We start from the raw sequence: 14865 nt of genomic DNA on the forward strand, positions 1-14865 counted from the left end.
CTTCTGTTGGCAGGCGAAACGATCGATCGAGTTCTTTCCGCTACCTAGGGCATTTTCTATGACCGAAATGCCCTATTTGTGCTGGGCTTTTTTATACACTAGCACTGGGGTGAATAGTTACAAAAAATGTAGCACTTATATGTGATGAAAAAATGATGTCTTTTTGAATATTTTTAAAAATTTTTTTCTGCTTTGTTTGGAAGGATTGTCTAAAAATCATGCAATAATAAGCAAAAGGAAGAGGAAAGCTCAGAGTTAGGGGGCTCCAATATCCTCTTCCTAACGCACTTTATAGCCCTATATATTATTTTCACCCGCTCCTAAAACTGGATGACGATCATAAGAACGATCTCTACTATTCCAAAACAATGTAAGCCACGTTGCTATGACTCCTAGCACACTTGAAAAGTAAAATCCTGCCGCGATTCCAACTAGTGAATTAAGCACCCCCGCAAGGAACGAGCCTACAAACATTCCAATTGCATATAGAGCTTGATACATTCCCATCGCCGTAGCTCTTTTTTCATGTGAAATGGATTCAATCGACATTCCTAACGATGAACAATGCACCTCATCCCTCACTTCTTTGTTTTTTGGCAGATCAGCATCTTTCATACAAGTACGCTACAACTCCCCGCTTCTCTTCCATGATATAACTGTATAACTAATATCGAGGTGATTCATTTGAGCAACATGCTCTCTTTTTTGTACTACTACCTTCCGCTGTTTTCTGTGCAGTTGAAAACACCCAAAAACAGCTTCCAACAAAATTAATTGCCATTCCAACAATTGTTGACATCATTTTACTTATAAATAATCCTATATCCATTAATTGTGATGATGTTAATAAGATCATTGTAGCACTTAGCGATGTCATGTTTACAACGATAAATTGAAAAAGTTGCTGTGCCGATACTTTTTCCCGCACTCGAAACGTCCACGTTCGGTTCCATACGTAGCTATTAATGACACCTGCGCTATATGAACATAATTGCGCGAATACATTCGATACTCCTATCAATGTAAGCAAAAAAAACACAACAAAATCAACAATTGTATTTCCCAAACCAACAACAGTAAAACGAACAAATTTTACTCTTTCACTCCACATAATATGGTACCTTCTTCTTTTCGTAACCGACTCCCCAACTCTCCCTTAAGATATAGAGCGGGCGCTGTTTCACTTCGTCGTAAATGCGGCCGATATATTCCCCGATAACGCCAAGCATCATAAGGACAACACCGTTGAAAAAGAGAACCGCCATCACGAGCGACGACCAACCGGTGACCGTCGCGTCCGTAAATAGTTTTAAATATAACACAACCGCCATCCATCCGACGCTAACAACGGAAAGCAAAAAACCTAATAAACTGGCTAGCTTTAACGGCTTATATGAAAAAGAGGTAATGCCGTCAAGTGAAAACCGGATCATTTTTTTTAGCGGGTATTTCGTTTCCCCTGCAAACCGTTCGTCCCGCTCATATTCAATCGCTGTTTGGTTAAACCCGACCCAGCTGACAAGCCCACGTACAAATCGACTCCGCTCTCTCATTCCTACCAACTGATCACGCACTTTTCGGTCAATTAAGCGAAAATCGCCTGTATCAAGTGGAATGTCAATTTCCGTCGCCGCCCGCAATAACCTGTAAAAAGCGTATGCAGTAATTTTTTTAAAGAACGTTTCCCCTTTTCGTTTCGTTCGCTTTGCATAGACGACGTCATATCCTTCTTTCCATTTCTCAATCATATCCAAAATCAACTCTGGCGGGTCTTGCAAATCCGCGTCAATAATGACGATCGCTTCTCCAGAAGCATAATCCATTCCTGCTGTAATGGCGATTTGATGGCCGAAGTTGCGAGAAAAATTCAAGTATTTCACTGTATCATCTCTGACCGCAAGCTCTTTCAAAAGATCAAGTGTTTCATCTTTACTACCATCGTTGACAAACAATAGCTCGTACGCCCCGTCTGTTTGTTCCATCACCCTTTTTAGCCGTTTATACGTTTCACGAATCACAAGCGCTTCGTTATAGACAGGAATCACGACCGAGTATTTCACCATGTTCCCCTCCTCCTACCCTTCATATTGATATAGCTTTCCTTCCCCTTCTCTACCGAACGACGGTTGTGTGTCGGTGGATTGTTTCCATTTGGTTTGCGGCACTTCTTTACAGTTTGTTTGAATCCACTGGATGATTTCATTATTGCTTTGGCCGCCGCCGAACCCAGAAATAAGGAAATATTTCACTTCCCCGTTTTTGACTAAGGTCTCTAGCTTTTCGACCGTTAGCGCTGGGTCGTTTCCAGAAAATCCACCCATTGCCATGACCGCTTTATCAGTTTTTAACATGATTTTGGCTGCTTCTGTTGCACGGAATGTCGCTACTAAATAAGTTTCTCCATCGTAATTTTTTTCTAAATATTCAATGAGTTTGTCATTCTCCTCACTTCTTTCGATATTTCTTATCATTCCCTCACCCTGTGCTTCAGTGAATTGTGGGCCGGCTGCTGGAATCATGCTATTGCCGCCGTACAAGATCGGGGTGAGCGCCCAATAAAACGGCATAAGAAGAAGCCCAAACAAACTTGCGACTTTTACATAATAGGCGATTCGTGCGTTCTGTCGAAACGCAAGAAGCAGCACGAACGAAGCAAGCCCTAACAAACCGACAAACAAGATCCAGAAGGTTGAAATTGAAGCTTTATTTTGATAAAGAATATACGCTTCTAATAAAAATGTCGCCAAAAATGCGGTTGGTAGTAGCCATTGATGGATGCCCTCTCTGTAAAATTCCCATAATAGCGCACTACCAATCGCCACAAGCACAGCAATCGCTGGCGCCATCATGCTTAAATAATAACGATGAAAAAAGCCAGCAATACTGAAAAACACCATCATTGTAACGAGCCATGCCAACCAAAATACCGCAGCTTTATGCGAAAGAGTAAATACACGCTGTTTTCGAACCGATAAAACAACCGCAATTGTGCTAAAAAGAACAAACGGTAATAACCAACTAATTTGTCCAGAAAGCTGTTGGTTGAACAAGCGAAATATCCCGCGATTTCCTGTTTCTCCAATACCAATGCCACCTAGTTGCCCACCTTTCCATTCCGGCATTTGCGGTGGGGTGTTGTTGGTATTTGGCTGTTGCCCTGTACTTTGTGCGCCATTCGGTAGTTGTTCTATGTTTGGCACTCCATTTGGAGGTTGCGACATTTCCCCTCTTGCTCTATCTTGGTCTCCCATCATACGATTCCCACCTGGACCTGCGCTGCCGGTAAGCCGACCGATGCCATTATAGCCAAGCGCCAATTCCATTACCGAGTTTGTTTGGCTACTTCCGATATACGGACGCTTGTCTTTCGGCATAAGGTCCGCAATCGCAGCGTATGACAGCGAAGTTATAAGCAACATAACCGTTGCCACTGCTAGCTGTTTCAGTTTTCGTTTCCGAGCTTCATTTTTTGCTAACCAGTAAAATATGTAAAACGCAGGCAGAACCATATACGCTTGCAGCATTTTCATGTTAAATCCGATCCCAACTAACGAAAAGCTGATAAAAAGCCATACACCTTTTTCCGTATGAACGGACTTCATCAATGCCCACGTGGCAGCTAACAATGTGCAAATCAAAATCGTATCTAAATTGTTCGTGCGCGTAACCGCAACAAAAATAGGTGTGCACGCAAAAATGAAACTCGCCCACCGCGCCGTGACGCGGCCGTAAAATGGTTGAACGATAAAGTACAGTAACATCGTAGATATCACACCGGCAAGCGCTTCTGGAAGTAGGACGCTCCAATCACTTACTCCGAACAAAGCAACACTCAAAGCTTGGAACCATAGCGCCACTGGTGGTTTGTCAACTGTAATAAATCCAGCCGGGTCAAGGGAAGCGAAGAAAAATGCCTTCCAATTCGCGGTCATACTTTTCGCCGCAGCTGTATAATACTCATTCGATCCAGCGTTTCCGATGTTATAAAAATATAATAATGAAGCCAAGCCAATGATGGCTATTAGCCACCAATCTCTCTTCCTATTATTCCCCATTAAAAATCCTCCTTCTTTGTCCAAAACGATGCATCTTACCTCTTTCTAACAAGGGGAGCCCGGGATCCTGGCTACATCATACGTCACTTTAGTGAAAGTTAGGTGAAAAATTCCATGATCATAAAAAAAGAACTAGAGCTACTTGCACTCTAGTTCTATCATTAATTGAAAAATTTTCCTATTTATATTGATAACTTTTTTTGTACAAGACATTTTTTATAACGATCTATTCATCCGAAATAACGCAATGGCGCGTTGACGTTGTAATTGGTGATCAACTGTCGGTTCAGGATAATCGACCTTTATGCTGCTTTTCCACGGCTCATGAATATGTGCTGACGGCATGGAGGCAAGTTCATGCACATATGTGCGAATATATGTGCCGTCGGGATCAAACTTTTTAGATTGCTCGATTGGGTTAAATACGCGAAAATATGGAACGGCATCCGTTCCGACAGAAGCAGCCCATTGCCATCCCCCAATGTTCGATGCTTCGTCATAGTCAATTAACATCTGTCGGAAATATTCCTCCCCCATTCGCCAATCAATGAGATAGTCTTTCGTTAAAAATGACGCAACGATCATGCGAAGGCGATTATGCATCCATCCTTCCTCTTTTAACTGACGCATGCCCGCATCAACAAACGGAAAACCTGTTCTTCCTTCTTTCCAAGCTTCAAATCGTTTTTCATCACGTGACCAAGGCAGATGGCGGTATGCTTCAATGAACTCTTCTGTTTTCGTAAAAGGAAAATGCGCATAAACCATATGATAAAAATCACGCCAAGCAAGCTCTTTTATATACGTTTCAATCGCTTCATCATAGCCGTTTCCGAATTGTTGCGCAACAGCGTGAAAAACTGTACGAATCGAAATCGTCCCCGTTTTTATATGTGGAGACAATCGACTCGTGCCAAAAACGCTCGGAATGTCCCGCTGACGATGATAACACGGGAGAGCGATATCAATAAACTGTCGCAAAGCATGTAACGCATCTTGTTCCCCTATATTTTCCCAACGTTTCGTACATTGGGCAAGCCACATAGAAAAAGCACGCTCATCGTCCTCGGCAAGCGGAGTGATGTGTAACATATAGGCACGTAGTTCATTTATATCAATCGAAAGCGGCGGTCGTTTAGGAAGCTTGCGCCACGCGCGATAATATGGAGTATATACTTTATAAGGCGAACCATCTGCCTTCAACACCTCAAACGCCCCATGCATATGCGCATCGTCGTATTCATGCACTTCAATTCCTCGCTTTTCTAGCAACGCCCTCACGTAATTATCTCGCTCTTTCCCTCGTCCGACTTCATCTTTATTGAAGAACACGGCGCTTATATTTACTTTATTCGTCAGCCGAGCGAATACATGATCGATCTCCCCATATAAAATATGCATATGTATGCCACGCTCACGTAACGTTTGACGAAATCGCTCAACCGTTTGAAAAAAATATGCATGATGATACGTTCTTTCTTTTGCGAAATAAGGGTCGACATGGAAGAGAAAAAGAAGCTTCCCTTGCCTTTCCTTTGCCCAATGAAGCGCTTGAACGAGCGCCGTATGATCATATAGACGGAAATCCCGTCGAAACCAAACAACAGCTGTATGCATTCATACCATCCTTTCATCTTCTACACCTTCTTATTGTACAATATTTGTTTAATGATTGTATAATAAAAAGAAAAAGAAGGTGACCATCTTGTACGATGTTATTATTGTTGGCACAGGCTTTGGAGGAATAACCGCTAGCGCGCTCCTTGCGAAAAAAGGTTATCGTACGCTTACACTCGAAGCAGCAAATGAACTCGGTGGATGCGCAGGAAAATTTGAACGGCAGTCGTTTCGCTTTCAAGCAGGCGCGACGCTCGGTATGGGGTTTGAAGAAGGGGGCGTATTTTCACAGCTCTTTCGACAACTCGACACGTCTCCTCCGCCAGTACATTTATTGCATACGGTAATGGATGTGCATGTTTCTAAACGAACCATTCGCTACTATCAGCAAAAAGAACGGTGGTTTGATGAAATCGCTAAACAGTTTCCGAGAGATAGCGCAGCCATCATTCGCTTTTTTGAAGAAATGTTTTCCCTTGCAGATACGATGCTTTCTTTTGTATATAAACGACCGATCATTCCGCCAAAAACGGTAACGCACACCTTTCATGTCATGCAAAAAGTAGATCGCAAACTAATAAGCGCAACACCGTTTTTATTCCAATCGGTTGCGAAACGTCTGCAACATTACGGCATTCGTGATGAGACATTCATCGCCTTTTTAAACGGTCAGCTCGTTGATAGTGTGCAAACGACAGTTGAACGTTGTCCCGCTTTGCTCGGTGCCGTTGCGTTAAGCATATTTCATCGGGGAGCATTTTATGTTGAGGGAGGGCTCGCATCTGTCGTTCACGCGCTTGCTGAACGTTACAAGCAGCTCGGTGGTGAGCTAATCATGCGGGAAAAAGTTGTGTCCATTCGCAAACAGCACCATTGGCTCGTGACGACAAATCGAAAACAAACATATGAAGCAAAACACGTTGTATTCAATGGCTCTGTCCATAGTATCTTTTCCATTTTAGACGATTCAATAAAACGAACGTTTTCTATTCGTGAAGAAAAAGAAAAACAACGCCCGGCTTGGGGGGCTTTTACAATTTATATCGGGACGGACGACGACTTACAAACAGATAGCTTGTATCACCAATTTATCGTTGATGCAACAAAACCGATGAGCGAAGGAAACCAATTTTTATTGTCTGTTTCAGCACCGTTCGATCGGCAAATGGCACCTTTCGGAAAACGTTCAATCACGATTTCAACACATACTGACCCGCTTCGTTGGTGGAATCGCGATGCATATGACAAAGAGAAAAATATGCTTGCAGAACGCATATTGCAACGAGTTCATGACACATTCCCTTTAACAAACATACATGTCCAGCTCATCGGCACACCTGTAACATTTTCTCGCTTTACCCATCGCGCGCTCGGAAAAGTTGGGGGGTATATTCCAAACGGTGCTTTGAGCTTGCTGTCTACGTATTCACCAAAAACAAACGTGGAAGGACTTTGGCTTTGTGGCGATACAGTTTTTCCGGGTGCTGGTTCAATCAGTTGTGCGTTATCAGGGTGGATCGTTGCTGACGCGATTGACGTAAAAAAATAGCTCTATGCACGAAAAACATAGAGCTATTTTTTCTTTACTTCTACCGGTATCGTTGTTTCTATTTTTATTGCGATTTTCGGATACGTTAATGCCTGCGTCACAATGGCGTCAGGTGCCGGCTTTCGCTCCTCATAATAGACGACGATTTTCCCTTTTTCGTACGTTACATTGGTGATGACAACATCGTATCCGCCTGTTCTTCTTTCACCGAGATGAGTGACAATGTACATCACTCCATCTTGCTGAACCGTATACGTTTTGAATTGTTTATGCTGGCGATCATATAACGCTTTTACATGTTGTGGAAGCTGTTCCTCTGTTACAACATGGTACACTACGTTCTCACTTTCTTCATATGTTTCTTCCGCTTTTGATACACTACAAGCAGAAAGAAATAAACCGATAAGCACAACAATCCATCTCTTCATGCACATTCTCCTTTTTATTTTAAATGACTCTTATCTACATCCACACATTCTCCACACTTTTATTTTACAATAACGGCAGTACGAATGAGAAAGGAGAGATACTATGCTACGAAAACTGCTTATGTTAGTTACACTTACTATATTCACCGCCGCATGCGCAAATGATTCGTCACAACATTCTATCGAACATAAGCGAAAGGCAAAACAACCGGACGTATTATCCGGAAAAGAAATTCACATCGTTGCTAAAGAGGCACAATGGCAAATAAATGATAACGTAACGGTTCCTGTGTATACGTATAACGGCTCTGTACCTGGCGCGCAAATTCGGGTAAAACAAGGGGAACGAGTAAAAATCATTTTTAAAAACGAACTGCCCGAACCAACGGCGATTCATTGGCACGGCTATCCTGTTCCAATTAGCCAAGATGGCGTCCCCGGCGTCACCATGGACGCAGTAAAACCTGGTGAAACATTTACGTATGAATTTACTGCAACGATACCTGGGACATATTGGTATCATTCACATCAAAAAAGCGCCGAGCAAGTGGATAAAGGATTATACGGGACATTTATTGTTGAACCTGAAGATGAAGAACGTATAGATCGAGATTATACACTCGTATTGGACGAATGGATTAGCCAACAACAGAGCGCAGCAACAAATGGCCATGCACATCATTCCGATACACATCACGGTGGCGGTGCGATGACACATGACATGAGCATGTACGATCTTTTTACAATTAATGGAAAAAGTGGTGAGGCCATTGAGCCACTCAAAGTAAAAGAAGGCGAAAAAGTGCGCCTTCGTCTCATTAATGCAGGATATATGTCCCACAAGCTTCATTTGCATGGACATGAGTTTAAAATTGTCGCAATGGATGGACAACCGATCAACGATCCAGAACCAATCAAAGATGAACTGTTGAATATCGCTCCGGGTGAGCGCTACGACATTGAGTTTATCGCCAATAACCCGGGTGAGTGGTTACTAGAATGTCACGGAGATACGAAAGGTATCGATGGCATGAAAGTAAAAATTCAATATGAAGGACAAGCAAGCAACACGGACAAAGTAAACGCAACAGAAAACCTCCCTGTTGTGGATATAACAACATACGGAAAATATGAAGTAGGTTCATTTACGTTAGACCAAACATATGATGTTGAATACACAATGGATTTAGGAACCGCCATGGGCAAAAATGGCATGATTTTCACGATTAACGGCAAAACGTATCCTGACACAGCGCCGATCAACGTGAAAAAAGGCGATCTCGTCAAAGTAAAATTCGTGAACAACTCGCCGATGGATGTCCATCCGATGCATTTACACGGCCATTTCTTCCAAGTATTAAGTAAAAACGGCAAGCCAGTCACAGGCGCTCCATTGATGAAGGATACCTTAAATGTAAACCCTGGTGAAGAATATGTCGTCGCGTTTAGGGCAGATAATCCAGGACATTGGATGTTCCATTGCCATGAATTGCACCATGCTTCAGCAGGAATGGTCACAGAAGTCAAATATACCGATTACAAATCGGATTATACCCCAGATCCGAATGACACAGTGAATAAAGGGGAATAAGAAAGAGGGTGTCCAACATTGTGTGGGCACCCTTTCTCCCTTACTTCACATCATATCCTTGTTCTTCAATCGCTTCTTTCAGTTTTTCAACACTCACTTTTGTTTCGTCATAATCTACATCGACTGTACCTTCTTGCAAATGTACTTCGACACGGCTGACGCCATCTAGCTCTTGAAGGGCATTTGTCACCGCTGCTTTGCAATGTCCGCATGTCATTCCTTGTACTTGTAATGTAATCGTCATCATCTATTCCTCCTTAAATGTTTATATTTTCACGCGTTTCAAACGAAGCGCGTTTGTCACAACCGATACAGAGCTAAATGCCATCGCTGCACCAGCGATCCATGGTTGTAATAACCCAGCTGCAGCGACTGGAATGCCAACGCTATTATAAAATAATGCCCAAAATAAGTTTTGTCGAATGTTGCGCATCGTTTGTCGGCTCAGTTCAATCGCTTGTGGAATATGCATCAAGTCACCACCAATGAGCGTTACATCTGCCGTTTCAATTGCGACATCTGCACCTGTGCCAATCGCCATCCCAATATCCGCTTTCGCAAGAGCTGGTGCGTCATTAATTCCGTCACCGACCATCGCCACTCGTTTCCCTTGCTTTTGCAACTGTTCAACGATCGCTGCTTTCTGTTCTGGAAGCACTTCCGCATACACATGTTCAATACCTACTTGCTTGGCGATAGCTTCGGCTGTTCGTTTGTTATCGCCTGTCACCATATATACATCGATGCCCATTTGTTTTAATGTCGCAATCGCTTGTTTTGATGTCTCCTTGATCGTATCAGCAACAGCAATCATTCCAGCAAGCTGTCCTTCGATCGCAACGAGCATGACTGTTTTTCCTTCATCTTCAAGTTTTATCATGGCTAGTTCATGTTCGGCGATTTCGATCCCTCGTTCGTTCATTAATTTTCGTGTGCCAATGAGTACATGTTTTCCATTCACCGTTGCTTCAATTCCATGTCCAACAAGCGCAGAAAATTGCGTCAACGGCTGCGCGATAATTCCGTTTTCTTTTCCGTAAGCCACAATCGCTTGTGCCAATGGATGTTCTGAAGCGCTCTCGGCCGAAACAGCATAATCGATCATGTTTTCTTGGAATGACAATACATCTGTCACTTCCGGTTTTCCTTTTGTCACTGTTCCTGTTTTATCAAGTAATACGGCATTGATTTTATGCGTTCCCTCTAGGTACTCACCTCCTTTAAAGAGAATCCCTTGTTCTGCCCCTTTACCTGTGCCGACCATAATCGATGTCGGCGTGGCAAGACCGAGCGCACAAGGACACGCAATGACGAGAACGGCGATAGCCACCTCAAGCGCTTTTACCAAATCCCCCGGCGCAACAAAGAAGTACCATATAATGAATGCAACGACAGCAATTCCTACAACAATCGGGACGAAAATGCCAGAAATCGTGTCCGCCATCCGCTGAATCGGTGCTTTCGATCCTTGCGCCTCCTCAACGATTTTAATAATATTGGCAAGTGCTGTATCTTTCCCTACTTTTTCTGCGCGAATGGTCAGTACCCCATTTGTATTCATGGTTGATCCGATCACATAGTCGCCTTTCTTCTTATCAACTGGAATCGATTCACCAGTAATCATCGATTCATCTACGGAAGATGCCCCGGCGATGACCGTACCGTCTACCGGGATTTTTTCTCCTGGCTTGACAAGAATCGTATCGCCGATCACCACTTCCTCGAGCGGAACCTTTCTTTCCTCCCCGTTACGGATGACAGTCGCTTCCTTTGCCTGAAGGCTCAACAGCTTAGAGATAGCTTCTGTTGTTCGCCCTTTCGCAAGAGTCTCAAAGTATTTGCCGACAAGCACAAGCGTAATCAAGACGGCACTCGTTTCAAAATATAATCTTGGCATATATGCAGGATTCCCAAGCGTTCGAAAAGCTTCATACAAGCTGTAAAAGTATGCGGCTGATGTTCCAAGCGCCACGAGGACGTCCATGTTTGCGCTCTTGTTTCGCAACGCTCGGTACGCCCCGACATAGAAAGGACCACCGATGTAGAACTGAACGGGTGTAGCTAAAAGAAGCTGGAACCACGGGTTCATCAACAGTTTCGGCATCGGCAAGCCGATATGAAACGGCATATGGGCAATCATCGTATAAAGCAGTGGCAACGATAAGATGATGGAAATTGCGAGTTGCCGTTGTTTTTGTTTCAACCGCTCTTCTTTCCGACTAGCATCATCTTGTTCTTCGTTTCGGATCTGCCCCTTGTACCCAAGCTTTTTGATTTTTTCTAAAATGTCTTCGACAGATGCAATGCCTTCAGTGAATTCTACAACAGCACTGTTTGTCGCCAAGTTTACAGCGGCGCTTGTCACACCTTCCATACGATTTAACCCTTTTTCAATCCGTGACGCACATGCCGCGCATGTCATCCCTTCAATATCGAGCGTCACTTTTTCTGTCGCAACGCCATACCCCAGATTCTCAATTTTCGTTTCGATATCAGCGATTGTTTGTTTCGATGGATCATATTTAATCGTCGCTTTTTCCATCGCCAAATTGACATTGGATTCTACTCCATCCATCTTATTTAGTACTTTCTCAATCCGATTGGCACACGCGGCACATGTCATGCCGGTTACCTTCAGTGTCACGGTTCTTTGTTCATCCATCCACCTTTCCCTCCCTTACTTTGAGAATTGCTTAATGACATCCATTAATTCACGAATGGATTCTTCTCCGCTTCCTTCACGGATCGCCTTGGAAACGCAATGGCTGACATGGCGTTCTAACAAATTCAATCCGACTTTATTTAACGCGGCCGTAATCGCAGAAATTTGCACTAAAATATCGATGCAATACCGATTGTCTTCGACCATTTTTTGCACCCCGCGCACTTGTCCTTCAATACGCTTCAAGCGCTTAATAATGCTTTCGATCTCTTCTTCTGTACGCGGAACCATTTTTTTATCCATATTATGATCTTCGCAATGGTTCATGAAATATCACCTCTCTGATTACATTATACCGGTAATGGGTATATAAAGCAACGAAAGTGTTGACAACATTATTATCGTCAACGTTTTCCCATGATCTATTCACTTTTGGTAGATTTTTTATGAAACAAAAATTCTATCACTTTAGTTTGTCGAGAGGGTGCGAAGCGTAAGAGACGGGTGTGAGTGTCTCATGCTTGGACATTTTTCTTCCAAAAACAGAGACCTTTCTCAACGAATCGAACTGATGGACAAATAGACTCAACTCTTTGCGGCTCTAGGACTGGAGTCTCCTCCGAAGATTCTAGGCATTCATCCTCTCACCTAGATACACAGTAAACGTCAAATAGCCCCCACCTTTTTGAAGGCCGGGGCTTAGGGTATTATTTAGTTAGCTGATGAAAAGCAATACATGAAACAGGAAGTGTTTTAGACCAAGGAAGCACTTGATCCAATGCACGACTGTCTGATAAATCCATATTGGGAAGCTGCTCGAAAAGATAGCGGAGATAGTAATACGGATGTAGTCGATTCGCTATCGCTGTCTCCACCACGCTGTAAATGATAGCACTCGCCCGAGCACCTTGCGGTGTATTGGCAAAAAGCCAATTCTTCCTCCCTATAACGACCGGTTTAATGGATCGCTCGCTGCGATTATTATCGATCTGAAGTCGCCCATCCTCTAAAAAGGCCACTAGCTTATCCCATTGATTTAGACAGTATGCAATGGCCTTTCCTAGTGCACTCTTAGGCAACACTTGCTGCTCTTGTTTTTTTAGCCATGACAAGAACGTATCTAAGATCGGCTTACTTTGTCTAAGGCGTTCTTCGTAGCGCTCCTGAGGTTTTAGATGTTTTAATTTGCGTTCCACCGCAAACAGTTGGTTACAGAAATGAAGTCCCTCAGTAGCTGTCACTGACTTCACGCCGGCAGGCATGGATTTTAGGGCGTTTGTAAACTCTCTCCGCGCATGAGCCCAACAACCAACTAAAGTTACATCAGGAACTTTGTGGTATCCTGCATATCCATCTACCTGCAAGTAACCTTTGAACCCATTTAGAAACATTCTTGGATGTTCTCCAGCCCTCGTTTCTTGATAATCATAAAGGATGATAGGCGGTCCTTCGATTCCTGTACGATACAGCCACAAATAGGACATAGAAGTGGCCGATCTCTCAGGTTCCCGAAGAACCTGGAGAGTGGTTTCGTCGGCGTGAAGAATATCACGTTCTAAAAGAAGCTCGTGCATGCGATGATACAGCGCACTGAGCCATCGTTCTGCCCCCATAATCATCCAATTGGCAAATGTTTGTCGTGACAGGGGGACACCCATTCGCTGAAATTGTTTCTCTTGTCGATATAATGGGAGCCCTTCCACATATTTTTGTGTCATAATATGTGCTAAAACGGAAGGAGAAGCTAAGCTACCCGAAATGACTGGTTTTGGTTTAGATGCCGTTTGAATAGGTGTTTCTATCTCATGACGTTCACAATGACGACAAGCGTAGACATATTGCACGTGTTTGACGACTTTTAATTCCGCAGGAATATAAACAAGCTCTTGTCGTACTTCTGTACTCATTTCGTGTAGGGTACCACCGCAACATGAACAGACCTGTTCTTCATCGGATAAACGGTATTCGACCGTTTCAACAGGCAAGTTTTCAAGCATCGCTTCGCGATGTCCACGTTTTTTTCGGCGGCGTTGATATGTAATAGACTCAACAGTAGGTTCTGGCAAATCAAGGTTTGCTTCGTTTTCTACCTCGTTGAATAGTTCCAATTGGCCAGGATGGATTTTTTCGCTCGAAACGCCAAAGCGTTTATGTTGCAGAAGGCGAAGTTGTTCTTCATACCATTTTAATTTCGCTTCCAACTCCTGTTGTTTTTTTAGTTTCGCCTGTAATTCCGCATTTTGCTTTTCAAGCATTTCTAAGCGTTTAAGGAGATCTTCAGTTGTAAGATGAGAATGAGGGAATTTCGCTGTTGTTTTCATGCCCTTATTATACAACAAAACAGCAGAATTCCCTGAATTTTTACTATTTAAATAACTTTCTTTGCGATTACCGCTGAATGAGCTTGTTTCTGGCTTAATGATAGTCCATCAAGCAGCCAGCGTAATTGGCGCGAGCTAATTTTTAAAGGTTCGGAATGATCAGCAGAAGGCCAATCAAAGGTTCCTCGTTCAAGTCGGCGATAATATAACCAGAACCCGTTATGATCCCAGTGAAGGATTTTCAATTTATCCCGCCCACGATTGCAGAAAACAAAAAGACTGGAAGAAAAGGGATCGAGCTGAAATTGTTCTTGAACGAGAGCTGCCAACCCATCGATCGATTTTCGTAAATCGGTGCTACCTCGAGCAAGGTAAACATGATTGACTGTCGCTATATTTAACATAAGGATTTCAACACCTTCACCACATCAGCAAAAAGAGAAGGATTAAATCCTTGCTTCACCTCAATCGAACATTCTCCGATCTTCACTTGGATGAAGCTTTCTTCATGGCTTGGTAACTATTCAGCCACATCATAAAGTGAGCTGAATATTTTTTGCTTTTCCTGTCTATGATGTGAATATTGATAGACAAGGAGGTGAATCACATGTTGACGGTACAACAAGCTGTATTTACAGTTGA

At 43.2% G+C, this 14865-nt stretch carries 13 protein-coding genes; 2 read left to right on the plus strand and 11 right to left on the minus strand.

The window, feature by feature from the left end; translation table 11 throughout:
* Positions 1–297 precede the first annotated feature (297 nt).
* The 5 genes from K1I44_RS13880 to K1I44_RS13900 all read right to left on the minus strand — a co-directional run bounded on the left by K1I44_RS13880 (position 298) and on the right by K1I44_RS13900 (position 5672).
* Entirely contained in the window at positions 298–615 is a 318-nt protein-coding gene (locus K1I44_RS13880; RefSeq protein ID WP_219986508.1) for an MFS transporter, read from the minus strand.
* A 49-nt stretch (positions 616–664) separates the two neighbouring features.
* Complete coding sequence (locus tag K1I44_RS13885) at positions 665–1111, minus strand: GtrA family protein (RefSeq protein ID WP_219986509.1); 447 nt, start codon at positions 1109–1111, stop codon at positions 665–667.
* A complete protein-coding gene (locus tag K1I44_RS13890) occupies positions 1101–2063 on the minus strand; it encodes a glycosyltransferase family 2 protein (protein WP_219986510.1) in 963 nt (320 codons plus the stop codon). The genes K1I44_RS13885 and K1I44_RS13890 overlap by 11 nt, the downstream gene beginning before the upstream one ends.
* A gap of 12 nt (positions 2064–2075) precedes the next feature.
* Positions 2076–4055: a glycosyltransferase family 39 protein gene (locus K1I44_RS13895; protein WP_219986511.1), complete on the minus strand. Its 1980-nt coding sequence runs from the start codon at positions 4053–4055 to the stop codon at positions 2076–2078.
* Positions 4056–4271: 216 nt separating this feature from the next.
* Entirely contained in the window at positions 4272–5672 is a 1401-nt protein-coding gene (locus tag K1I44_RS13900; RefSeq protein WP_219986512.1) for a cryptochrome/photolyase family protein, read from the minus strand.
* Positions 5673–5751: 79 nt separating this feature from the next.
* On the opposite strand from K1I44_RS13900, the gene K1I44_RS13905 reads away from it, so the two are divergent.
* A complete protein-coding gene (locus K1I44_RS13905; RefSeq protein ID WP_370628016.1) occupies positions 5752–7221 on the plus strand; it encodes a phytoene desaturase family protein in 1470 nt (489 codons plus the stop codon).
* Between the two features lie 23 nt (positions 7222–7244).
* Here the strand turns inward: K1I44_RS13905 and K1I44_RS13910 are convergent, their stop codons facing one another.
* Complete coding sequence (locus K1I44_RS13910) at positions 7245–7649, minus strand: protease complex subunit PrcB family protein (RefSeq protein WP_255573447.1); 405 nt, start codon at positions 7647–7649, stop codon at positions 7245–7247.
* A gap of 103 nt (positions 7650–7752) precedes the next feature.
* On the opposite strand from K1I44_RS13910, the gene K1I44_RS13915 reads away from it, so the two are divergent.
* Complete coding sequence (locus K1I44_RS13915; protein ID WP_219986515.1) at positions 7753–9240, plus strand: multicopper oxidase family protein; 1488 nt, start codon at positions 7753–7755, stop codon at positions 9238–9240.
* A gap of 40 nt (positions 9241–9280) precedes the next feature.
* Here K1I44_RS13915 and copZ read toward each other — a convergent pair whose 3' ends face one another.
* From copZ to tnpB, 5 genes are all read right to left on the minus strand, one after another.
* On the minus strand, positions 9281–9484 hold the full coding sequence (copZ, locus tag K1I44_RS13920; protein WP_219986517.1) for a copper chaperone CopZ: 204 nt from the start codon (positions 9482–9484) through the stop codon (positions 9281–9283).
* Between the two features lie 21 nt (positions 9485–9505).
* Positions 9506–11902 carry a heavy metal translocating P-type ATPase gene (locus K1I44_RS13925; RefSeq protein ID WP_219986516.1) on the minus strand — a complete coding sequence of 799 codons (2397 nt, stop codon included), beginning with the start codon at positions 11900–11902 and terminating at the stop codon, positions 9506–9508.
* A gap of 15 nt (positions 11903–11917) precedes the next feature.
* Positions 11918–12229 (minus strand): metal-sensing transcriptional repressor, encoded by a 312-nt coding sequence (locus tag K1I44_RS13930; protein ID WP_091704860.1) that lies wholly within the window; start codon positions 12227–12229, stop codon positions 11918–11920.
* A 380-nt stretch (positions 12230–12609) separates the two neighbouring features.
* Positions 12610–14157 carry an IS66 family transposase gene (gene tnpC, locus K1I44_RS13935; protein WP_219986518.1) on the minus strand — a complete coding sequence of 516 codons (1548 nt, stop codon included), beginning with the start codon at positions 14155–14157 and terminating at the stop codon, positions 12610–12612.
* Between the two features lie 113 nt (positions 14158–14270).
* Positions 14271–14627 (minus strand): IS66 family insertion sequence element accessory protein TnpB, encoded by a 357-nt coding sequence (tnpB, locus tag K1I44_RS13940; RefSeq protein ID WP_042896127.1) that lies wholly within the window; start codon positions 14625–14627, stop codon positions 14271–14273.
* Between the last annotated feature and the right edge of the window lie 238 nt (positions 14628–14865).

This window comes from Anoxybacillus sp. ST4 (genome assembly GCF_019448545.1).
Lineage (GTDB): Bacteria > Bacillota > Bacilli > Bacillales > Anoxybacillaceae > Anoxybacillus > Anoxybacillus pushchinoensis.